The organism is Flagellimonas pacifica (assembly GCF_900215465.1).
Taxonomy (GTDB): Bacteria; Bacteroidota; Bacteroidia; order Flavobacteriales; family Flavobacteriaceae; genus Flagellimonas; species Flagellimonas pacifica.
Genome location: NZ_OBEH01000002.1, coordinates 768,947 through 792,064, shown reverse-complemented (window position 1 = coordinate 792,064; position 23,118 = coordinate 768,947). Strand labels below are relative to the sequence as shown.

The window sequence follows — 23,118 nt, the reverse complement described above, 5'->3', positions numbered from 1 at the left end:
GCTTAGGCTTTGCAAAATTTAGACAAACAGCATTCTGCGGCTTATCAATAAGTCATTTTTGCCAACTAACATTTTATAGTTAAGCAAGTTAGCATGTCCAAAGTAAGCACCTTATTGAAGCAACCCATTCTTCCAATGGATCACATTCCCATTGTGAACCGCATCCAATCCCATTTGCACACAAATTGCAGCTTTTGCTCCACTCAGGATGTTGGATTTGGGCATGGTGTTGCTCAAAATACTATCCTTAAAATCAAGTAATGCCTGTTTACTAGGGTCTAAATGTTCAACTTCAATGGGAACACCTTTGTCTTGATTCCAGTTAATAGTAGCACCAGAAACGCCGTCAACTTCGCCCATTTCTTTAGATTTTTCCTTCTTCTCTGGATAGAACCATGCCTTTTTATAATCAATGGTAATAGTACCCTCGTCTCCAAGAACTTTGATCTGGTAATCATCCTTTGAATTACTGGTAAGGCAAGTGAATTTGGCTCTTACCCCATTGGGATAGGTATAGATCATATGAACATTATCTAAGGTTTCTCGCCCATCTTTCCAATAATCGATTCCTCCATCTCCTACCACTTTGGTAGGAACTGCATCCAATACCCAATTACAAAAATCCAATTGGTGGGAGCAGAGTTCAGCCAGCAAACCTCCAGAAAACTCCTTGTACATGCGCCAGTTAATAGCTCTTTCAAGTTCAGGGCTTGGAACAGGTCTACGCCAATTTCCATTTCGGTTCCATTGGCATTCAATTGCGGTTATTTTTCCAATTTTTCCATTCTGAATTAAATCAACTACATGGGAGTATAGTCTTGAGCTGTGGTATTGATGCCCTGTTTGGAAAATATGTTTTGATTTTGAAGCCTTGCCGACTAAATTTTTAATGGCATCATATCCCTTTACCATGGTCTTTTCACAATATACATGTTTTCCCGAGTCTAGTGCATCCATTGCAATTTGGGAATGCTCACTGAATGGGGTCGCAATCAAAACGGCTTCAACATTTTTATCGTCCAAAAGCACTTTGTAGTCTGAGTATGCCTTCGCCTTTCCTTCAACCTTGTCCATGGCGCTTTTCAATCTGAAAGGCAGTACATCACAGCATGCAGTTACTTCTAATCCTTCAATTTTATTGATTATTGGAATTAATCCACCTCCACGATCACCCGTGCCAATAACCCCAATATTAATGATATTATTCTTTGATGGATATAACATTCCCGCATTCATTGCAGATACTCCAGCAATGGCCATCCCAGTGCTTGTTACAAAATCTCTTCGCTTCATTTCTTAAAGTTTAGGCTCCCAACCTTTTGCATATTCTCTTTTCCAACTCTTTTTCATTATGGCGTCATCATTGAGTACCTTTCCGGTTTTTGAATCAATTTTCAATGAGTGCCCCGCATCTTGGGCCATATTACCTAAATGACATAGCATTGTAGAAATACTGGCATCGTTAATATCCGCTTTTAAAGATTCATCTTTTCGGATAGCGTTAAAAAAGTTGCCCACATGATCTACATCCAATCCTCCAATTCCTTGGGTATTGGTAGTCGCGCTTTGCGTTTTTTCAAACTCCAATTTAATTGGATTGCCTGCAAGATCATATAATTTATAAAAATTCCTGCTCAACTCAATGCTTCCTTTGCTTCCGTATATGGTTACACCTCTTCCAGGACGTTCCGGTTTCATAATGCCCCTACTATGGCCGGTCCAGGTAATAAACTTGTTTCCAGGGAAGGAATAAGTCACTTGCTGGTTGTCCACAAACTCCCAATCATCATCATAGGTGTACTTTCCTCCAAAGGAAGTTACTGTAGAGGGTAAATCTACTCCTAGCGCCCAACGACAAATATCAATTTCGTGGGTTCCATTATTATGAATCTCACCAGTTCCCCAGGTACGGAACCAATGCCAATTATATGGGTGGACATTATCTCGATAACTTTCTCTTGGCGCAGGTCCTTGCCAAAGCTCCCAATCCAAGGTTTTAGGTATGCCAATTTCATTTCCTTTTCCTATGGAACCTCTATTATTGGAATAATATGCTTCGCCTTTGTAAACCTCTCCAATGACTCCATTTCTTATATCTTCTATGGCTGAAGCTGATGTTCTTGCAGATCGTTGTTGGTTTCCCATCTGCACTTTTTTGCCATACTTGTTTTGGGCAGCAACAAGCATTTCATTTTCATGGGGATTATGACTACATGGTTTTTCAACATAAACGTGTTTTCCAGCTTGCATGGCCATAATGGACATAGGGGCATGCCAGTGCTCTGGTGTAGCTATAAAAACCGCATCCACATCTTTATCTTCCAGTATTTTCCGGAAATCTTTTTCGACTTTCGGTACATATCCAATGTTTTTTCTGCACCATGTATTGTGTTCTTCAATTATGGTATCATCCACATCACAGTTGTATAGAATTTTGGCATTAAGGTCTTGATGGATTGCAATACAATGCGCCTTTGCCCTGCTCCGAACTCCAATAACAGCAACTCCTAGGCGGTCATTCGCACCCAAAATACTGGCAAAACCTGTATTTGGCAGTAATATCCCTCCCAAAGCCAAACCAGTTGTACCTGCAGTTGTTTTTTTGATGAAATTTCTTCTTGTGCCCATGATGTAAGGTTTAAAGTTGTTTGATTTTAATATTTCTGAAGGCTACTCTATCTCCATGATCTTGCAGCAAGATGTTTCCTTTGTCGGCTTCGCCGAACCCAGGCCATTTTACATACTTACTTTCAGATACCAATTTCCTGTATGCATCACTTTTGCGTTCATATTCCAATACCTTTATCCCATTCAACCTATGTTCTACATGATTGTTATTTGAAATGATATGGGCAGTATTCCAGTCCCCGATGGGTTTTACATATTTGGTTGTGTCTGCTTTAATAAGGTCATATAGTGAGGCTAAAGTTCGACTACCCTCATGACTGCCTTGTTTCGCATCGGGATGTCGCTCGTCATCCAAAATCTGAAATTCTAGCCCAATGGAAGATCCGGCACCTTTGTTCAGATCAGTATTTACATAATATTTTATTCCGCTATTGGCTCCTTCCGTGATCTTGAATTCAAGTTTCACCTCAAAATTATCATATTGCTCTTGAGTGACAATATCACCACCGGCTTCAGATTCTCCACCTCCGGAAGCTAAGACTGTTAACTCGCCGTTTTCCACAACCCATCCATTTTCTGGAAAATGAGCTAGTTTTGCACCGCGCCATCCGTTGGTTGTTTCACCATCCCATAGTAATTTCCAGCCATCACTTTCTTCATGTTCGGTAAGATGATTTTTTGTTATTACTGGTTGTAAGGGAGATTCTGTGCTATATTTTTCAAGATTCTCTGTAAGAATACGAACATTTTTCCACCGAATCTCAGTTCCGGCTTTACGTTTTTTATTAATACTATGCACTTGTAAGCCAATAAATCCGGAAGCAGTGGCATCATCAATAAGGTATGCTGCCGGAACCCCATTGATCCAAGTTTTGATGGTATCACCAATAGCTTCGATGCGATAGTGGTTCCAGTCATTTTGTTTGAATGCATTTTGAGCAGCTTCATTTTTGGATAATGGATTCAACCAACCTCTTCTGCCTTCATCGTAGATTCCTGCACTCCATGCACGATCAGATGGATCAATCTCTACTTGGTAACCGTGTACGCGCCCGTTATGATAGCCAGGAATACTATTGCTTCGGATTTGAATGCCCGAATTCATTGTAGAATCTACTAAATATTCCAAATCTAAAATAAAATCACCATACATTTTATTAGAAGTGAGGAAGGTATTTGGGGTATTATGTTTTGTTTTTCCAACTATGGACCCATCACTTACTGAGTATTCAGCATTGCCGCCTTTTACTGTCCATCCATCAAGGCTTTCTCCATCAAAAATGGATATCCAAGGCGTGTCGTCCTTTGGTTTTTGGTTGCAACTGGCCATTATGGCCAAAACCAAAATCACCGGTATCCAATAAGAGGTCTTTTGCGTGTTCTTCACTTTTCTACATTTTAAATTATTCATGTTCTGTTTATTATAAATCAAATAAATTGGGTAACCACATTGTTAGTTGTGGGATATAGGTTATTAAAAACAGTGCTAAAACCATGGCCAAAAAAAGAGGCACCAGTGGTTTTATCACTTTCTGAATAGAAGTTTTTGCAACACCAACACCTACAAATAATACAGACCCAACTGGAGGTGTGCATAGTCCAATACAGAGATTGAGCACCATGATAATACCAAAGTGTACAGGGTCTATACCAAGTTTGGAGACTACGGGCAAGAAAATAGGAGTGAATATGAGAACGGCAGGAGTCATATCCATAAAAATCCCAACAAACAGCAAGATGATATTAATAATCAGTAGAACAATAAATTTATTGTTGCTGATTCCCAATAAAACATCACTCGTGGCCTGTGGTATATTCTCATAGGACATTGCCCATGACATTCCAATGGATGTGGCAATAAGTAACATCACAATGGCTGTGGTAAGAGACGAATCCAATAGAATGTTGGGCAAGTTCTTAAATGAGATTTCCTTATAGATAAAACCTAAAACCAAAGAATACAAAACGGCAATTGCCGAAGCTTCTGTAGCGGTAAAAACACCCGCTACAATTCCGCCAATGACTATAAATAAGAGTAATAAACTTGGGAAAGCACTGATAAAAGTTTTTACTACCTGAGCAAAACGAATACTTCCTTTATTGGTCTTACCGGTGAACCCTTTTCTTTTGGCCCAAATCATGGCTACTATCATCAAAAAGAGACCAGTTAAGATTCCAGGAATATATCCCGCCAAAAATAGGGCTGCGATTGAAACGCCCCCACTTGCCAAAGAATATACAATAAGTATGTTGCTTGGTGGAATCACCAAACCGGTTGTGGCCGATGTAATGTTGACCGCAGCACCGAATTCTTTGGAATACCCTTCTTTTTCCATTTCCGGTCCAAGGATGCTTCCCATGGCCGATGCCGATGCCATGGCTGACCCTGCAATAGCTCCCATTAACATGGCAGCAACAACATTAATCAATGCAAGTCCACCTGGAAGGGCGCCTACCAAGGTTTTTGCAAACGCAATTAATCGATGCGCCATGCCTCCTTTGTTCATTAAATTTCCTGCAAGGATAAAGAAAGGTATGGCCAAAAGGGCAAAACTGTCTAATCCTGCTCCCATTCTTTGCGCCAATGTTGTTGTTGCAGGTAAAAAAGGAATACTCACAAGCATGGTCAGCAAAGCTGAAATGGAAATACTCCATGCAACCGGAGTGCCAATGGCCAAAAGACCAATAAAACTTATGATCAATACTAAGACGGGTATGTATTCCATTAAGTTGTTGGTTTTAAAATGTCCATAATCTTATAGTATATAACCAAAAGCCCACTGATTGGAAGTACCAAATAAACATAGGCCAGAGGTATTTGTAAAGCTGGTGACAATTGTCCCAATACGTAAGTAACATACACCAATCTACTTCCACCTATTACCATGGCCGAAAGGGCGAATAAAATCACCAAAATTTTAACAGTAATGGATAACTTTTTTTGAATAGCCTTGCTAAATCGTTGTGGTAGTACATCAATGGCCACATGCATATCCTTCCCAGCTGTATACGCTGCTCCAAGAATTCCAACCCAAATCATCAGATATCTTGCAAGTTCATCTGTAAATGAGCTAGGTGTACCTATAACAAATCTGGTAAAAACTTGCCATAACACATTCAAAACCATTGCAGACATTATTATGACTAACGCACCTCCCAATACTCTATCTATGTTTTTTCTTGTTTTCATTTTACTTTACAGCTCTTATCTGTTGAATAAGGGAATAAAGGGACTTGTCACTTTGGTACTTCTCATATAATTTATCCGTCCTTTTTGAAAAAGGAACCTTATCGGGTCTAATAATTTTTACCCCTGATTTTTGAATGGCTTCCAATGCCTCGGCCTCGGCCATTGCCCATAGTTCTCTTTGATAGGTTACTGATGCGTTTACTGCTTCTTGAACCCAATTTTGCTCTTCTGTGGTTAGTTGGTCCCAAAATTGGGTTCCTACAATTACTACATCTGGAGAAAAGGTATGTTCATTAAGGGAATAATATTTACAGATTTCATAGTGTTTGGATAGGTAAAAACTAGGAGGATTATTCTCTGCACCATCAACAACTCCTTGCTGTAAGGAAGTATATAGTTCTCCCCATGAAATTGGCGTGGGTGAACCACCAAAGCCTCTTACCATTTCCATTGCTGTCACACTTGGCATTACCCGTATTTTTTGTCCTTTCAAATCATCTGGGTGTTCCACCACTTTTTCTTTGGTGTAAAAGCTTCTGCTACCAGCATCATAGAAACCAAGTCCTTTCAGCCAATATTTTTTACCATCATTTAACAATTCTTGACCTATAGGACCATCAAATACTTTAAAAGAATGTTCTCTGTTCCTAAAGAGGTAAGGGAGGCCAAGAACTTTGGTTTTTGGCGCGAAATTCTCTAAGGTTGCTGCAGAAACCTTGGTCATGTCAACACTACCAATTTGTAACAATTCCATAATCTGCCTTTCGGTACCCAATTGTTGGTTTGGATATATCTCAACAGTTAATTTTCCTTTGGAAAGTTGGGCCAAATCTTCACCCATTTTAACCAAGGCTTTATGCACAGAATGATTTACATCCAAACCATGCGCCAGTTTAATGATCTTTGAGGTTCCAATATTATTACATCCCCATAAAAGGAAAGCAAAAACTGTTAGAAAGAGATATTTGGCCTTCTTACCCATCATTTTATTCTCTCAATTTCTTTATTAGGTTTATGGTTTCCGAGACTTTCTTTTGAAGGCCTTTATAATCTTGGTTTGCTATGATTTCTTTTGAGATGAGTTTGGAGCCCATTCCCACACAGTAAACTCCTGCATTGAACCATGCGGACAAATTTTCCTCGGTTGGAGAAACCCCACCAGTGGGCATAACATTGGTCCATGGACAGGGGCCTTTAATGGCCTTTACAAAGTCCGGACCATAAATACCTCCTGGAAACAGTTTCACTACCTCACAGCCATGTTCCTCGGCTTGGGCAATCTCGGTTAGCGAACCACAGCCGGGAGACCACAGCACTTTTCTTCGGTTACAGACCTTGGCAATATCTTCCCTAAAAATTGGTGTGACCACAAAATTGGCTCCCAATTGCATGAACAAGGAAGCCGCGCCTGCATCAGTAATCGAGCCCACACCCAAGATCATTCCCGGTAAGTCGCTTTGTGCATACTTTGCCAATTGTCCAAATATCTCAAAGGCAAAATCGCCGCGCGCAGTAAATTCCATCAATCTAGCTCCTCCGTCATAACATGCTTTGAGCACTTTTTTTGCAACGGAGACATTAGAATGATAAAATAAGGGAACCATTCCCGTTTCCTTCATTACTGTTGCAACTTCCAATCTTGAATATTGTGCCATTTTTATCTTTTTATCTGGAGACCCTGCCAGAGGCATCTCCTCCCATTAATTTTTCTACCTCTTCGACCGTGACCAAATTTGCATCGCCTTTTATAGTATGTTTTAGACATGATGCAGCAACCGCAAAATCCAGCGCATTTTGGTCATCGCCCGGATAGGTCAACAATCCATAGATTAATCCGCCCATAAAGGAGTCCCCACCACCTACACGATCTACAATATGGGTAATCTGGTATTGACGGGTATCGTACATTTTCTTGCCATCATATAGTACTCCTGCCCAAGTGTTGTGCGATGCCGAAATGGAGCCTCTCAACGTGGTGATCACTTTTTTTGCATTTGGAAATTTTTCCATCATCTGTTTGCACACGGACAAAAATGCCTCTGCCTTTACCTCATGCCCCTGGGTGGTGATGTCCAATCCCTTTGGTTTTATGCCAAAATGCATTTCAGCATCTTCCTCATTACCCAGAATGATATCACAATAGGATGTAAGTTCTGTCATTATTTCCTCCCTATCCCCACCATACTTCCAGAGCTTTTTGCGATAGTTTAGGTCAGTGGATATTGTAATGCCCATTTTTTTTGCAGTTTTGACAGCTTCCAGGCATGCATCGGCGGCACCTTGGGAAATGGCGGGTGTAATCCCTGTCCAATGGAACCATTGCGCTCCGTCGAATACTTTTTCCCAATTGATCATTCCTGGTGCTATTTCTGCAATTGCTGAATGTGCCCTGTCATATACCACTTTGCTTCCACGGCTTACCGCTCCGGTCTCCAGAAAATAGATGCCCAATCTATCCCCACCATAAATGATATTTTCCGTATTGACTCCACGTTTGCGCACTTCCATCTTTGCACAATCTCCTAGGTCGTTTTTTGGCAAACGGGTTACAAAATCAACAGGAATCCCATAATTTGCCAAGGAAACGGCCACATTGGACTCCCCACCGCCATATACAACATCGAACTGGTTGGTCTGCGAGAATCGTAAGAATCCCGGAGGGGACAACCGCAACATAATTTCACCAAAGGTGACTACTTTTTTCATCGTTTTCATCAGTTTTTAAAATCGAAATATTCCTTTGCGTTAAAGTAACAAATATCTCGTATCATCTTCCCAATCAATTCTGTATCATTTGGCAACTCTCCTTTTTGAATTTCTTCCCCGAACAGATTACATAGTACACGTCTAAAATATTCGTGTCTTGGAAATGATAGAAAGCTACGGGAATCAGTCAACATTCCAACAAAACAGCTAATGAGCCCTATGTTAGATAAGGCGTTCAATTGCATGGTAATACCATCTTTTTGATCCAAAAACCACCATCCGGAACCATACTGTACCTTCCCTTTGATTGAGCCATCGTTAAAATTCCCCACCATTGCCGCAAAGACTTCATTGTCTGCCGGATTGGAATTGTATAAAATTGTTTTTGTCAGCTTGTTCTTGGAATCCAGCGCATCCAAAAAACGGGACAAATTACGAGCCTGTGAGAAATCACCAATGGAATCCCAGCCAGTATCCGGACCTAAAGCTTTCAGCATTCTCGAGTTATTATTCCTCAAAGGGCCTAAATGGAATTGTTGTACCCATCCATATTGATTATAGGTTTCGGAAAGAAATAAGAGTATGGCCGTTGCAAATTGTTTTACTTCTTTATCTTCAAGTTGTTTCCCGCTTCTTTTTTTGATGAAAATGTTCGAAACTTGAATATGGCTAGCCATCTCAAAAGGGATATTTTCCAATCCATGATCTGATAAAGTACAACCATTGGCATTAAAATATGCTATTCGCTTAGCCAATGCATCACATAAATCATTATAGCAGTTTATCTCCAGGTTTGCCACTTCAGCAAGCGCATTCACGTAGCTATTAAAACTTTCTGACCCAATATGAATGGCTTTGTCCGGTCTAAAAGAAGTTCCCATAAATAAATCTGACTCTTCATTTGTCATTTTTTTATGGTATTCCAAAGAATCCAATGGGTCATCTGTGGTACAAACTACTTCCACTTTCATTTTAGAAAGCAGCGATCTACAAGAAAAATCATCTGACCTTAACGATTCACTAGTCGAATTATAAATTGCTTGGGCATTGTTCTCATTTAATAAATCAAAAAGCTCAAAATACCTTGCTAATTCCAAATGTGTCCAATGGTACAATGGATTTCTGATGGTTTGGGGAACTGTTTTGGCCCAAGCTGAGAACTTCTCTTTGTCGGAAGCATCTCCCGTAATATAATCCTCGGGAGTCCCTACAGTTCGCATAGCTCTCCATTTATAATGATCTCCATGAATCCAAGCTTCGGTAATGTTGTTGAAAACACGATTGGTTGCAATATCTTTTGGAGAAAGATGACAGTGGTAATCTATTATAGGCAAATTTTTGGCATATTCATGATATAGTTTTTCAGCAAAACTGTTTTGCAGTAGAAAGTTATCGTTGATAAATGAAAGTTTCTTTAGCATATTCTATTTTCTGACTGCAATTGATTGTATATGCCTAGTTCAAGCCCCCTAAGTTCTGCCAACCCTCTTAATCTTCCAATACAGGAATATCCCGGGTTTGTTTTTTTGTTTAGATCATCTATCATTTGGTGTCCATGATCAGGCCGCATTGGTATTTGAATATCTTTTCGCCCTTCTTTAAATCGTTTTTGTTGTTCTAAAAGCACCAGTCTTACCATTTCATACATATTGGAATCGCCTTCCAAATGATTGGCTTCATAAAAATCTCCATCTTTGGTACGTGTTGTATTTCTAAAATGAAGAAAATGAACACGGTGTGCAAATTGCTGAAAGATTTCTGACAGGTCATTATCTTCTCTAACACCCAAAGATCCTGTACAAAAAGTAATACCATTATGTATGGACGGAATCTTGTTGAAGATATATTTGTAGTCATTGGCTGTGCTCAAAATTCTTGGTAAGCCAAGAATAGGGTAGGGTGGGTCGTCTGGATGCGCGCAAAGTAACACGCCAACTTCTTCGGCTACGGGTACCACTTCTGAAAGAAAATAAACTAGGTGTTCTTGTAATTTTGATTTTGAGATTTCTTTATAGGTATCAAGAACAGTTTGAAAGCTTTCCAACGAATATCCTTCCTCTGCACCGGGCAAGCCAGAAATGATGTTTTTGGTAAGTTTGATAATATCCTTGTGACCCATCAACTCAAAAACAGATTTTGCTTTGGATTTTTCTTCAAGCGAATAATCTCTTTCGGCCCCTGGTCTTTCTAGAATATAGAGATCAAAAGCGGCAAAAACATTCTTTTCAAAGACCAGAGCTTTAGATCCATCAGGCATTTCATAATCCAACGAGGTTCGTGTCCAGTCCAAAATGGGCATAAAATTGTAACAGACCACATGGATACCGCAACTTGCCAAATTCTGAATGGTTTGTTTATAATTTTCTATGTACTGACCAAAGTTTTCATTTTGTGTTTTAATGTTTTCGTGAACCGGAACGGATTCAACAACCGTCCATTCCAATCCCTTGGACTCTATAGCGTTTCTTCTTTTGATAATTTCTTGGACTGGCCAAACCTCTCCATTTTTTAAATGATGTAGTGCTGAAACTATTCCGGTTGCCCCAGTTTGTTTAATGTCAGCTAGGGAAACTGGATCATCAGGTCCATACCACCTCCAAGTTTGTTTCATTTTTGGTTCCATCATACTCCACTAAAAATATTGAACCCGCCATCAATAGGAATTACAGCTCCCGTCACAAATTTAGAGGCATCACTACAAAGAAAATGCAAGGCGCCATTGAGCTCATCCGGTTCCCCAAACCTTTTCATAGGAGTGTTTTTTATAATTGTAGCTCCCCTTTCGGTGTAAGTACCATCTGCATTAAGGAGTAATTTTCTGTTTTGGTTTCCAATAAAAAACCCTGGTGCAATGGCATTAACCCTTATTCTATTGCTGAATTTTGTGGCCATTTCAACAGCCATCCATCTGGTAAAATTCTCCATGGCCGCTTTGGAAGCAGAATAACCTGCCACTCTTGTCAGTACTCTGGGAACTGCCATGGAGGAATAGTTTATGATGGAGCCCCATCCTTGATCAGCCATCACTTTGCCAAACACCAAAGAGGGGATAACGGTGCCATTTAAATTTAACTCAGTTACTTTAGAAAAATCATCCATATTCAAATCAAAAATAGTTTGGTCAGGACCTATTGTAGCTCCTGGCATGTTGCCTCCGGCTGTATTCAAAAGAATATCAACACGACCAAATTTTCTCAATACAATCTCTTTTACTTCTTCCATTGATATTTGAGATTGTACATTTCCTTCTAGTACAATTACTTCTCCTCCATTAGAACTTATTGTGCTTTCAAGTTTAGTTCCATTGCTTTTTTTTGTGGTGAGTAGTGCCAATTTTACCCCAGCAGTGGATAAACTTAAGGCTGCTGCACTTCCAAGAACACCAGTTCCACCTGTAATTATAGCTACCTTGTTTGTAAGGTCGAAGATTTGTTTTGTCATCCAGTTATTACTGATAATAATTAATTTCGTGTGCGTACACGGTAAAAATATAAATTCGTTCTTGACAAAACAAATTGTTAAGCCGAAAAATCTATTAAGGTTGTATATTGATGCCAGTATTTAATCTATGATTACAATAAAAGAAATAGCAAAATTGGCCAAGGTGTCACCGGGCACTGTAGATAGAGTGATACACAATAGGGAAGGTGTTTCTGAAAAAACGGCAGAACGTATAAGAGTCATTTTAAAAGAACATAATTTTAAGGTAAACAGAATAGCCCAATCATTGGCAATGAAAAAAAAGTATACAATTGCTGTTCTTATGCCTGGCTATGATGAAGAGAATCCGTTTTGGAGGTCGCCTTTAGAAGGAATTCAAAAAGCCAAGGAAGAGGTTAGGAGTTTTGGTGTGGCAGTAGAAACTTTTTATTTTGACCAGAAGAACCCAAAAACCTATATTGATTCTTTTGGAGAGCTGCTCAAAGCAAATCCACAAGGAGTTGTCTTGGTACCAACCTTTAAGAAGGAAACTAAGGAGCTTACCAATATTCTGGTACAGGAGAATATACCATATGTTTTTTTGAATATAGCTCTGGAGGGATACAATAATCTTTCTTTCATAGGGCAAGATTCCTATAAAAGTGGTTATCTAGCCGGAAAACTAATGCAATTGTGCTTGAAGGAAAATGATCACATCCTAACTGTTCATTCCAGACCAGATTTGTCCAATTTCAATAATATTGAACAGCGAATTAAAGGTTTTGATACCTACTTTAAGGAAAAACATCTTAAAAACACCAATCACTCCATTGAGATAGTGGATTTTTGGGATACTGAGAAGGTAAAAGCCATCATCTTTAATTTATTAAAGGAAGAGCCTAAAATAAAAGGGATTTTTGTACCTAACAGTAGATCTTATACAATTGCAGACCATGTTAGTGGGTTCAGGGCAAAAATACCGTTCTTGATTGGTTTTGACACCACTGAGCCTAACCTGCATGCACTCATGGATGAGAAAATTACTTTTTTGATTTCTCAAAAGCCGTTTCAACAAGGATATAGAGCTATAAGTAGCCTTTCCAAGTTATTGTTGTATAACGAAATACCTCAAACGGAGATTTTGTCTTCAATTGAAATTGTTACGAAAGAAAACATACCTGTATATCAAGAAAAACAGCATACAATTTTCTTGTAATCACATTGAAACTGCCAGAGATGCTATTCCCCAAGTTATATGTGGTTCTTAGTTGTTTTGAAATTCCTTTGGGACCTTATCTTTGTGCTTCCACCTTTTGTGCGTCCAAAAATAGTACTCAGGAGCTTCATAAATAGACTTTTCAACTTCCTGCAAAAAAGCTTCCGAAATTTTATACCCGTCCACTTCTCCCGGATTTTCCGTTAGTACTTTGAACGTAGCTTGATAATGTCCTCGTTTTAATTTTTGAACCTTAAGATAAACAGGAACAATGTCATGTTGTTTACAAAGCTCTTCACCGCCAACATGAATAGGAACCATAATGTTCATGAATTTTGTCCAATGTCGGGCCCTATGTAGCATGGGCGATTGATCGCTGATAATGCCAACGGTAATTAATTCGCCACTTTCTTTGGCATCTTTAATTATTTGTCGACTTTCATTTGTTCTGATCAGTGTTGTGCCATATTTACTTCGTATGTCCCTCACCAATTTGTCAAAATATTTATTTTGAATTGGTTGATAGATGGCATATGCTTTTGCTTTGACATATGAATTTAAATTGAAAACCCATTCCCAACTTGCATAGTGCGGCATCATTATCATTACATTTTTGCCTTTGTTCTCGAGGGTTTGAATTTCCTCAACATTAGTGAAAACATATCTTTTCTTCATTTGTTTGTCACTGATTCCAAGAGTTTTGGCCATCTCCAGAAACATATCGGAAAGATGTTTGTAGAATTTTTTTTCAATTTGTTGTCGCTCCGCATCGGATTTTTTAGGAAATGCCAATGCAAGGTTATTTCTGACCACTTTTTTGCGGTAACCAATTATATGGTACAACAATACATATATACCATCTGAAAGTAAATAAAGTAACTTAAATGGGAGTTTGGAAATTAACCAGAGGATTGGATAAGCAAAAATAAAAGCGGCTAACTGCATACGTAATTCTTGTGGGCAAATATAGCTATATTTGATTCCAAATCTTAAAGTGTATGTTCAATTTGCATGCTGCTACCATTGCCATTATTGCAGCCAATGTTTTAGTCTCATTAAGAGGATTTAATGATTCAGCTTTTTTTGAAAGATATAAGTTCAGTATTGGTGGAATAAAGGCCGGACAAAGGGAAAGAACTGTTACTTCTGGCTTTTTGCATGTGGATATTTCCCACCTGTTCTTTAATATGTTTACGCTCTATTTCTTTGCCAATGTTGTTATCAGTTGGTTTGGAGCTCCAAAATTTCTCATTATTTATTTTATAAGTCTTGTTGGTGGTAGTCTTTTGGCCCTTTTCTTTCATAAAAATGAACCCTATTATAGTGCCGTAGGGGCAAGTGGTGCCGTTACCGGAATTTTGTACGCGGCTATTCTGCTACACCCTGATATGCAGCTTGGTATTATGTTCATTCCTATACCATTGCCCGCATATGTATTGGGGATAGCTTATTTGTTGTATTCTATTTACGGTATGAAGAGTAGGTTGGGGAATATTGGCCACACTGCTCATTTTGGGGGTGCAATTGGGGGATACGTTACCACTTTACTGTTTAAGCCAGACCTTTTTGTTACAGATACCATGATTGTTATCTTATTGGCCATTCCAATTGTTCTGCTTCTTATTCTAGAGAAAATGGGAAAGATATAATATGAAAAACTAGCACAAAAAAACCCGAGTTTTGTTCTCGGGCTTTCTAAATAAAAGGGATGTTTTTTAGTTGAGCAATTCGGCTACTTTTTGCTCCAAGGCAGGACCACGTAAATTTTTAGCTACAATAACCCCATTCTCATCTATAAGGAATGCAGCAGGAATTGCATTTATGCTATACATTTGTGCAATAGGGTCTTGAAAACGCTTCAAATTGGAAATATGGTTCCATGTCAAACCGTCCGCTTCAATAGCATTTGTCCAATCTTCTGCTCTAGAATCTAAAGAAACCCCAATAACATTGAATCCTTTGTCGTGATATTTGTTGTAAACGGATACAATATTTGGGTTTTCTGCCCTACATGGTCTGCACCAAGCAGCCCAAAAATCAATGAGGGTCAACTTTCCTTTTACATCGCTCAAAGCAAGAAGGTCCCCATTTGGTGTTGGGGCGGAAAATTCAGGAGCCACTCCTCCGATTTCTACATTTTTTAACTGATCAAGAAATTTCTTAATACGTTTACCGGGAGTAGACTGTTTCATCTCGGGCGATAATGCCTCAAAAAGTTCTTTTACTTCATCTTCTGAGACTACTCTGTTTTGAAGAAGGTCGCCAAGAATGAGTACAGAAATTAAAGCGTTTGGATTTTCTTTTACAAAATCAACATTGTAACTTTTTGCTTCTTCTTGAAACTCCATAAACTCTTCTCGTAGAGCTGTTGCCGTAGCCGTGTCACGTTGTTGCGCAGCACTGCGCATATCACGTGTCATTGAACTGTGTCTTTCCTGTAGTTTTCTGGACTCGTCAAGAAAGTTCATGAATAGGTCGTTTTGAAGCGTACCTTTCAATTTGGCATGGTTTAAACTATCTTTTTGAAATTTTAGGCTGATCTCTCCATTTTCTAAGAAAAAGGGAATAAGTTGTTGTCCAGATTCAATAGCGATATAATGGAGTTTAGGTTCTACCTGTGTTCCAGTGAAGGTAAAGTTGCCATTTTCAACCTTTGTAGTGTCAATCTCTATATATCTGTTTAGGGAGTCAATGGTTTTTAGAAAAACCTGTGTGCCATTCTCCAAATCACCTCTAACGGTTCCATTTATGGTAAACCCTTCAGATTTGGAATTACACGATGCTAAAAACAACACCCCTAAAACGACTACAAATATTTTTTTCATTGTTAATTATTTAAGTCGCTAAGATATTCATTACTTATGGCATATAAAAACCCTTTGCATTCAATGATTGAATACAAAGGGTTTTCAAAGAGGTTGAGTTTTGTTTTAGAACTGGTAACGTATACCTAGGGCAATGTCAAAGTCAAACCCATTATCGAATCCATCATAACCCAATAAACCAATTTCTGGTCTAAAATCCAGAGAAAGCAACAAAGGAATATCAAAATCATATTCAACCCCTATGTCCCCAGCGGCAAAAACAAACAGTCCGTCGTCATTGTCTCCATTTGGAGTGGTTGCAAAATCTACACTTCCCAGTCCGCCACCAACGCCATAATACCAATTAAAATTTCCATCCAATTGGTGAACCCATTGGTAGACCCCTGCAAGTTTAAAAGCATCAAAATTCCGGCTATCCCGCCATCCAAGGTTAAATTCTGCACGGTTATATCGGCCAATGGATTTTTGATAAGAAATTTCGGCTCCAAAACCGTCACTATCACCCAATCTAAGCCCTAGTGCATGTTCTGAAATATCCTGTCCGGTCATTGCAATTGTTGTGAACAAAAAAACAACACTAAATAATGTGGTAATCCTCATAAGTTTCTCGTTTAGTTAAAAATTAAAGATAGCTTTGCAAAGCTTCTTGATCATAAACTATTTTGACGACCAAAAATTGTTCCATTGTGGATAAATCTCTTTTAAAAAACCTTTCCAAAGAACTACAAGGTGAAGTATTGGCAGATGATTTAAGTAAGGCACTTTATGCCACAGATGCATCTGTATACCGTAAGACACCAACCGCTGTTACTTACCCTAAAAATAAGGAGGATATCAAGATTTTGGTAGCTTTTGCCAATAAAAATGGAGTAGGATTGATTCCCAGAACTGCTGGAACTTCTTTGGCCGGGCAATGTGTTGGTGATGGCATTGTAGTAGATGTCTCCAAACATTTTACAGAGATTTTGGAGTTGGATGAAAAGAGGAAGCAAGTTAAGGTACAACCCGGTGTGGTCAGGGATGAGCTCAATCAGCATTTAAAACCTTTTGGTCTTTTCTTTGGGCCAAATACATCTACTTCCAACCGGTGTATGATTGGGGGAATGGTAGGTAATAATTCTTCAGGAACCACTTCTATTCAATATGGAGTTACGAGGGACAAGGTTGTTGCAATGAATTGTATTCTTTCTGATGGTAGTGAAGCTTATTTTTGTGATTTGGACAAAGAAGCATTTCAATCCAAAAAATCGCAAAACTCATTGGAGGGGAAAATCTATTCCACTTTGGAAAAAGAGCTTTCCAATGAAGAAAACATTAAAAATATTGAAGAAGAATTTCCAAAGGCAAGCATTCATAGAAGAAATACTGGATATGCTGTTGACGAACTTTTGAAAAACAAAGTTATTGGTGATTCTGATAATGATTTCAACCTGTGTGAACTTCTTTCGGGAAGTGAAGGCACCTTGGCATTTACCACGGAAATTACTTTACAATTAGATGACCTTCCACCTCCGTTGTCTGCAATGGTGGCCACACATTATAAAACCTTGGAAGATTGTTTAAGTGATGTAGCTCCCGTTATGAAGCATAGCTTACATACATGTGAGATGATGGACAAGGTGATTTTAGACTGTACAAAAAATAATAGGGCACAATTGGCCAATAGGTTTTTTGTTGACGGGGATCCTGCCGGAATTTTGATGCTGGAAGTAAAAGCCCATACGGAAGAAGAACTTGAAAAACAATTGACCGAATTACTCAATACCATTAAAACATCTGGTTTAAGCTATGCAAACCCCGTTTTAAAAGGAAATGATATCAATAAGGCCATTGAACTACGAAAAGCAGGACTGGGGCTGTTGGGAAATATGGTAGGGGACCGAAAAGCAGTGGCCTGTATTGAGGATACAGCTGTTGCTTTAGAAGATTTGAAGGATTTTATCCTTGAATTCTCCCAAATCATGAAAGGATATGATCAAGAAGCCGTGTATTATGCCCATGCCGGGGCAGGGGAGTTGCACCTGAGACCTATCCTTAACTTGAAAAAATCTTCAGACGTTGCTCTATTCCGCGCAATCACAACTGATGTAGCTAAACTGACCAAAAAATACAAAGGAAGTTTTAGTGGAGAACATGGAGATGGTATTGTAAGGGCAGAATTTATCCCATTAATGATTGGTGAAGCTAATTATGAGCTGCTAAAGCGGGTAAAAACTTTATTTGACCCCAACAATATTTTTAATCCAGGAAAAATTGTGGATGCATTTCCAATGGATGAATCCTTACGTTATGAAGTGGATAGGGAAGAACCAGAAGTAAAAACCTTGATGGATTTTTCGGATAGCGAAGGAATCCTAAAAGCAGCTGAAAAATGTAATGGTAGTGGAGATTGTAGAAAAAGCCATAACATGTCTGGTGGCATGTGCCCAAGCTACCATGCTACCAAAAATGAAAAGGATACTACACGAGGAAGGGCCAATGCTCTTCGGGAATTTTTGACTAATTCAGAAAAACCCAACCGTTTTGACCAAAAAGAATTAAAAGAGGTCTTTGATCTTTGCTTAAGCTGTAAAGCCTGTGCAAGTGAGTGCCCCAGTAATGTAGATGTAGCTGCGTTAAAAGCAGAGTTCTTATATCAATTCCAAGAATCGAACGGGTATTCCTTGCGAAGTAAACTATTTGCTTATAATACAAAGTTCAATAAGCTGGGGAGCCAGGTTTCCGGACTCACCAATGCTGTCTACAAATCCAAAGTTCTTGGTGGGTGGCTTAAATCAGCATCTGGTATTGCTAAAGAGCGTAGCTTTCCTAAAGTTCACAAGTTTGATTTTGGAAAACATCTTAAGGCAATACAGCCGAAATCCAAAGCTTCAGCTGGACGGGTTGTTTTATATATTGATGAGTTCACCCAGTACTTAGATATTGAAGTGGGCAAAGATGCCATTGAATTGCTCAATATATTAGGGTATGATGTACAACTGTTTTATGCCGAAAGTGGACGAACTTTTATCTCCAAAGGTTATTTGAAACAGGCAAAGAAGCTTGTTGCAGAGAATATTTTCAAATTGGAAGGAATCTTGGAGCAGGATATTCCTATAGTGGGGCTTGAGCCTTCCGCGATTCTATCTTTTAGGGATGAGTACAAAAGACTTTCTTCCAATACAGAAAAAGTGGACCAGTTGGCTTCTAAATCATTATTGATTGAAGAATTTTTGGCCTCTGAAATTGAAAAAGGGCATATCGGTTCAGAAAGCTTTACGCAAGAGGAAAAAGAGGTGAAAATCCATAACCATTGTCATCAAAAAGCATTGTCCAATCAAAAAGTAACTTTTGACATATTGAATCTTCCCAAAAACTACAAAGTTACCATAATCCCTTCGGGATGTTGCGGTATGGCTGGTTCCTTCGGATATGAAAAAGAACATTACAGCACTAGTATGCAGGTTGGGGAACTCAAATTGTTCCCAACGGTACGGAAAAGTTCTACAGATACGATAATTTCAGCAAACGGAACAAGTTGCCGACATCAAATTAAGGATGGTACGGATAGGAATGCGCAGCATCCTGTTTCAATTTTGCGCCAGGCCTTGATTGTCTAAATCTTTTTCCTCAACTTCAATAAGTTTTGTGTGCTCTTCAATAATATCTTCCGTTTCAGGTTCAAGGTTGACATCAGTTATTGAGGCAATCAAATCGTTCATATCCATTTCCTTTAAATCTTCATCAACAAAGAAAGGAGATAGCCGGTCATGGTTATAATGGTATATTTTCCAACGTTTGAAAGAATATTCAAGAGCAGTTAAATTTTCCACCCAATCCCCGGAATTCAAATAGACGCAATTTCCATTTTTGTTTTCGTAGCGTTCTTTTTTAGGTTGATGGATATGTCCACAGATTACATAATCATACCCGTTTTCAATAGCAAGGTCCGCTGCCGTCTTTTCAAAATCATTAATGTATTTTAAAGCACTTTTAACGCCGTTCTTTATGCGTTTTGAAAGTGAATAGCGTTCACGCCCCATTTTGGACAGGCACCAATTAAAAAAACTGTTCATTAAAATTAGGAGGTCATAACCATAACCTCCAAGTTTGGCCAACCATTTTGCGTTTTGTATAGAAACATCGAACACATCTCCATGAAAAATCCATGCTTTTTTACCGTCAAGATTTAATACAAGCTTATCAACAATTTTGAGATTTCCCATTGAAGTATCACTAAACTTACGAAGCATTTCGTCTTGATTTCCAGTAACATATAAAACTTCGGTTCCTTTTGATGCCATGCCAATTATCTTTTTGAGCACCTTTAGGTGGGAAGAAGGGAAATACCGTTTGCTAAATTGCCAAATATCTATAATGTCGCCGTTTAGTATCAATTTCTTAGGCTGAATACTGTTGAGGTAGGCAATAAGTTCGTCGGCATGGCAACCATAGGTTCCAAGATGTACATCAGAGATTACTGCCAGTTCAATCTTCCTTTTTTTCAATGTGTTAGGTTTGAAAACAAATTAACTCTGTAAGAATAAACTTAACATGAAATTCAAATCATTAATTTTTGAGCATATCGTTAAAAAAACATCAATTGGTTTTGCCATATGTTATATAAACCTTAACTGGCCTGCTGGTTTTTGAAAACGATTAATAACTTCTACCTTTGGGGCTTATTGAATTTTTACTACATGGCAGGAAATACTTTTGGACAACTTTTTAAGCTTTTATCTTTTGGAGAATCACATGGTAGGGCATTGGGAGGAGTAATAGATGGCTGCCCGGCCGGATTGGAACTGGACCTAGATCAGATTCAAACGGAACTAAACCGCAGAAAACCTGGGCAATCTGCTATTGTTACCCAACGCAAAGAACCAGATACCGTTGAGTTTTATTCCGGTATTTTTGAAGGAAAAACAACAGGCACTCCAATTGGATTTGCAATTCATAACACCAATCAAAAGTCAAAAGATTATTCCCATATTAAGGATTCATATAGGCCATCACATGCCGATTATGTGTATGATAAAAAATACGGTTTTAGAGATTATAGGGGAGGTGGTAGAAGTTCTGCTCGGGAAACCGCAAGTAGAGTAGTTGCAGGTGCCATTGCAAAACAATTTTTGGGCAAAATAAAAATCAATGCCTTTGTGTCACAGGTTGGTGATATGAAATTGGAAAAGAAGTATCAAGACCTTGATTTTACAAAAATAGAATCCAATCCAGTGCGCTGCCCAGATATGGAAACGGCCGGTAAAATGGAAGCCTATATCAAATCCATCAAGAAAGAAGGGGATACCATAGGTGGTGTGATTACTTGCGTTATCCAAAATGTACCTATTGGTCTTGGAGAACCTGTTTTTGATAAACTGCATGCCGATTTGGGCAAAGCTATGCTGTCTATCAATGCTGTTAAAGGTTTTGAATATGGAAGTGGTTTTGAAGGAGTTAAAATGAAAGGAAGTGAGCACAATGATGCTTACAACAATGATGGGACCACCACAACCAATCGCAGTGGAGGGATTCAAGGAGGAATCAGTAATGGGATGGATATCTATTTCAATGTAGCTTTTAAACCCGTAGCAACTGTGTTGCAAGCTTACGAGACCATTAATAAAGAAGGAGAAAAAGTTGCCGCGCAAGGCAAGGGAAGACATGACCCCTGCGTGGTTCCCAGAGCCGTTCCCATAGTTGAGGCGATGGCAGCATTGGTACTTGCCGACCATACCATTTTGGCACGTTCCAATAAAATCTAAGGGTTGAATAGGGTATTTTCCTATCAAAATAGTATCTTACTTTCCTAAATAACTGCACATGCGTAAACTTGAATTGCATTGGAAGATTCTGATAGGAATGCTTCTTGGACTAATCTTTGGATTTGTAATGACTGGGATCGATGGAGGTGCTTCTTTTGTTTCTAACTGGATAAAACCATTGGGCACCATTTTTGTCAAATTACTCAAACTGATTGCTATTCCCCTTATTCTGGCCTCTTTAATTAAAGGTATTTCAGACTTAAAGGACATTTCCAAATTTCGAAATATTGGTTTACGTACAATAGGTATATATATGTGTACTACGGTAGTGGCTATCGTTATTGGCTTACTTTTGGTCAATGCAATACAGCCAGGGGATGGGATTTCGGAAGAAACTATAAACAAACTAACAGAAACTTACGCTACGGATAGCGAAGTAACCTCAAAACTGGAAACAGCTGCTCAACAGAAATCGGCAGGCCCGCTTCAATTTTTGGAAGATATGGTACCTGATAATGCCGTAGCGGCAATGAGCAACAATAAATTGATGTTACAAGTGATATTCTTCACCATTTTTTTGGGAATATCATTATTATTGGTTGGCGAAGAAAGGGCTAAGCCTCTTAAGGACTTTTTTGATTCCTTAAACGATGTTGTACTAAAGATGGTAGACCTTATTATGTTGGTTGCTCCCTATGCTGTTTTCGCGCTTTTGGCAAGTGTGGTAGTTTCATCGGGAGATCCAGAATTACTGATTGCCTTATTAAAATATTCTGGGGTAGTAGTTTTAGGGCTGCTGCTAATGGTAGTGTTCTATTGTATTTTGGTAACTGTTTTTACCAAAAAGAATCCTTTATGGTTTCTTAAAGAAATGAGTCCAGCACAATTGTTAGCCTTTTCTACAAGCTCCAGTGCAGCAACACTACCAGTAACCATGGAGAGGGTAGAGGAACATATAGGAGTGGACAAAGAAGTATCAAGTTTTGTATTGCCAGTTGGTGCCACCATTAATATGGATGGTACAAGTTTATATCAAGGCGTGGCAGCTGTTTTTATAGCACAGGCATTAGCATTTGATTTGCCTCTTTCTGCGCAGTTGACCATTGTTCTGACTGCTCTTTTGGCATCAATAGGTACTGCAGCTGTTCCTGGTGCCGGTATGGTTATGTTGGTTATTGTATTGGAGTCTGTAGGTTTTCCTCCTGAGAAATTTGCTATAGGATTGGCATTGATTTTTGCTGTGGATCGACCTTTGGATATGTTCCGTACTGTAGTAAATATCACAGGTGATGCAACAGTATCAATGCTAGTGGCAAAATCTGCTGGTAAACTAGGGAAACCTAATGTAAAAGAATGGGACGACCATTTGGACGAAGTTAGATAAGCAAC

20 protein-coding genes are annotated in these 23,118 nt (G+C 38.9%); 5 read left to right on the top strand and 15 right to left on the bottom strand.

From position 1 onward, the window contains the following. Positions 1–111: 111 nt before the first annotated feature. From CRO15_RS09225 to CRO15_RS09175, 11 genes are all read right to left on the bottom strand, one after another. Positions 112–1,293, bottom strand: coding sequence for a Gfo/Idh/MocA family protein (locus tag CRO15_RS09225; RefSeq protein ID WP_097045498.1), 1,182 nt, complete (start codon positions 1,291–1,293; stop codon positions 112–114). A 3-nt stretch (positions 1,294–1,296) separates the two neighbouring features. Further along, positions 1,297–2,628, bottom strand: coding sequence for a Gfo/Idh/MocA family protein (locus tag CRO15_RS09220; RefSeq protein WP_097045497.1), 1,332 nt, complete (start codon positions 2,626–2,628; stop codon positions 1,297–1,299). 10 nt (positions 2,629–2,638) lie between these two features. Next, complete coding sequence (locus tag CRO15_RS09215) at positions 2,639–3,958, bottom strand: 3-keto-disaccharide hydrolase (protein ID WP_097045643.1); 1,320 nt, start codon at positions 3,956–3,958, stop codon at positions 2,639–2,641. A gap of 91 nt (positions 3,959–4,049) precedes the next feature. Then, complete coding sequence (locus CRO15_RS09210; protein ID WP_097045496.1) at positions 4,050–5,354, bottom strand: TRAP transporter large permease; 1,305 nt, start codon at positions 5,352–5,354, stop codon at positions 4,050–4,052. Continuing rightward, positions 5,354–5,818 carry a TRAP transporter small permease gene (locus tag CRO15_RS09205; protein ID WP_097045495.1) on the bottom strand — a complete coding sequence of 155 codons (465 nt, stop codon included), beginning with the start codon at positions 5,816–5,818 and terminating at the stop codon, positions 5,354–5,356. Before CRO15_RS09205 ends, CRO15_RS09210 begins: the two co-directional genes overlap by 1 nt. Position 5,819: 1 nt before the next feature. Further along, positions 5,820–6,803 (bottom strand): TRAP transporter substrate-binding protein, encoded by a 984-nt coding sequence (locus tag CRO15_RS09200; protein WP_313788462.1) that lies wholly within the window; start codon positions 6,801–6,803, stop codon positions 5,820–5,822. Between the two features lies 1 nt (position 6,804). Beyond that, on the bottom strand, positions 6,805–7,473 hold the full coding sequence (locus CRO15_RS09195) for a bifunctional 4-hydroxy-2-oxoglutarate aldolase/2-dehydro-3-deoxy-phosphogluconate aldolase (protein ID WP_097045641.1): 669 nt from the start codon (positions 7,471–7,473) through the stop codon (positions 6,805–6,807). Positions 7,474–7,483: 10 nt separating this feature from the next. After that, positions 7,484–8,524 (bottom strand): sugar kinase, encoded by a 1,041-nt coding sequence (locus CRO15_RS09190; RefSeq protein WP_097045494.1) that lies wholly within the window; start codon positions 8,522–8,524, stop codon positions 7,484–7,486. Positions 8,525–8,532: 8 nt separating this feature from the next. After that, positions 8,533–9,945, bottom strand: coding sequence for a glucuronate isomerase (gene uxaC / locus CRO15_RS09185; protein WP_097045493.1), 1,413 nt, complete (start codon positions 9,943–9,945; stop codon positions 8,533–8,535). Next, a complete protein-coding gene (gene uxuA, locus CRO15_RS09180; protein ID WP_097045640.1) occupies positions 9,939–11,135 on the bottom strand; it encodes a mannonate dehydratase in 1,197 nt (398 codons plus the stop codon). The genes uxaC and uxuA overlap by 7 nt, the downstream gene beginning before the upstream one ends. Positions 11,136–11,146: 11 nt before the next feature. Beyond that, positions 11,147–11,965 carry an SDR family oxidoreductase gene (locus tag CRO15_RS09175; RefSeq protein WP_097045492.1) on the bottom strand — a complete coding sequence of 273 codons (819 nt, stop codon included), beginning with the start codon at positions 11,963–11,965 and terminating at the stop codon, positions 11,147–11,149. A 127-nt stretch (positions 11,966–12,092) separates the two neighbouring features. On the opposite strand from CRO15_RS09175, the gene CRO15_RS09170 reads away from it, so the two are divergent. After that, positions 12,093–13,160 (top strand): LacI family DNA-binding transcriptional regulator, encoded by a 1,068-nt coding sequence (locus CRO15_RS09170; protein ID WP_097045491.1) that lies wholly within the window; start codon positions 12,093–12,095, stop codon positions 13,158–13,160. A 48-nt stretch (positions 13,161–13,208) separates the two neighbouring features. Here the strand turns inward: CRO15_RS09170 and CRO15_RS09165 are convergent, their stop codons facing one another. Further along, a complete protein-coding gene (locus CRO15_RS09165) occupies positions 13,209–14,105 on the bottom strand; it encodes a lysophospholipid acyltransferase family protein (protein WP_097045490.1) in 897 nt (298 codons plus the stop codon). Positions 14,106–14,158: 53 nt separating this feature from the next. Between CRO15_RS09165 and CRO15_RS09160 the strand changes: the two genes are divergently transcribed. Continuing rightward, positions 14,159–14,809 (top strand): rhomboid family intramembrane serine protease, encoded by a 651-nt coding sequence (locus CRO15_RS09160; RefSeq protein ID WP_097045489.1) that lies wholly within the window; start codon positions 14,159–14,161, stop codon positions 14,807–14,809. Positions 14,810–14,875: 66 nt separating this feature from the next. On the opposite strand, the gene CRO15_RS09155 is transcribed toward CRO15_RS09160, so the two are convergent. Further along, positions 14,876–15,985: a TlpA disulfide reductase family protein gene (locus tag CRO15_RS09155; RefSeq protein WP_097045488.1), complete on the bottom strand. Its 1,110-nt coding sequence runs from the start codon at positions 15,983–15,985 to the stop codon at positions 14,876–14,878. Positions 15,986–16,090: 105 nt separating this feature from the next. Next, complete coding sequence (locus tag CRO15_RS09150) at positions 16,091–16,585, bottom strand: hypothetical protein (RefSeq protein WP_097045487.1); 495 nt, start codon at positions 16,583–16,585, stop codon at positions 16,091–16,093. Positions 16,586–16,671: 86 nt separating this feature from the next. Here CRO15_RS09150 and CRO15_RS09145 point away from each other — a divergent pair, with 86 nt between their 5' ends. Beyond that, positions 16,672–19,584, top strand: a complete 2,913-nt coding sequence (locus CRO15_RS09145) for an FAD-binding and (Fe-S)-binding domain-containing protein (RefSeq protein ID WP_097045639.1) — start codon at positions 16,672–16,674, stop codon at positions 19,582–19,584. Here CRO15_RS09145 and CRO15_RS09140 read toward each other — a convergent pair. Next, complete coding sequence (locus tag CRO15_RS09140) at positions 19,555–20,472, bottom strand: UDP-2,3-diacylglucosamine diphosphatase (RefSeq protein WP_097045486.1); 918 nt, start codon at positions 20,470–20,472, stop codon at positions 19,555–19,557. The two genes, CRO15_RS09145 and CRO15_RS09140, sit on opposite strands and share 30 nt — an antisense overlap. A gap of 192 nt (positions 20,473–20,664) precedes the next feature. Here CRO15_RS09140 and aroC point away from each other — a divergent pair, with 192 nt between their 5' ends. Next, on the top strand, positions 20,665–21,729 hold the full coding sequence (gene aroC, locus CRO15_RS09135; protein ID WP_097045485.1) for a chorismate synthase: 1,065 nt from the start codon (positions 20,665–20,667) through the stop codon (positions 21,727–21,729). A 58-nt stretch (positions 21,730–21,787) separates the two neighbouring features. After that, complete coding sequence (locus tag CRO15_RS09130) at positions 21,788–23,113, top strand: dicarboxylate/amino acid:cation symporter (protein WP_097045484.1); 1,326 nt, start codon at positions 21,788–21,790, stop codon at positions 23,111–23,113. Positions 23,114–23,118 lie beyond the last annotated feature (5 nt).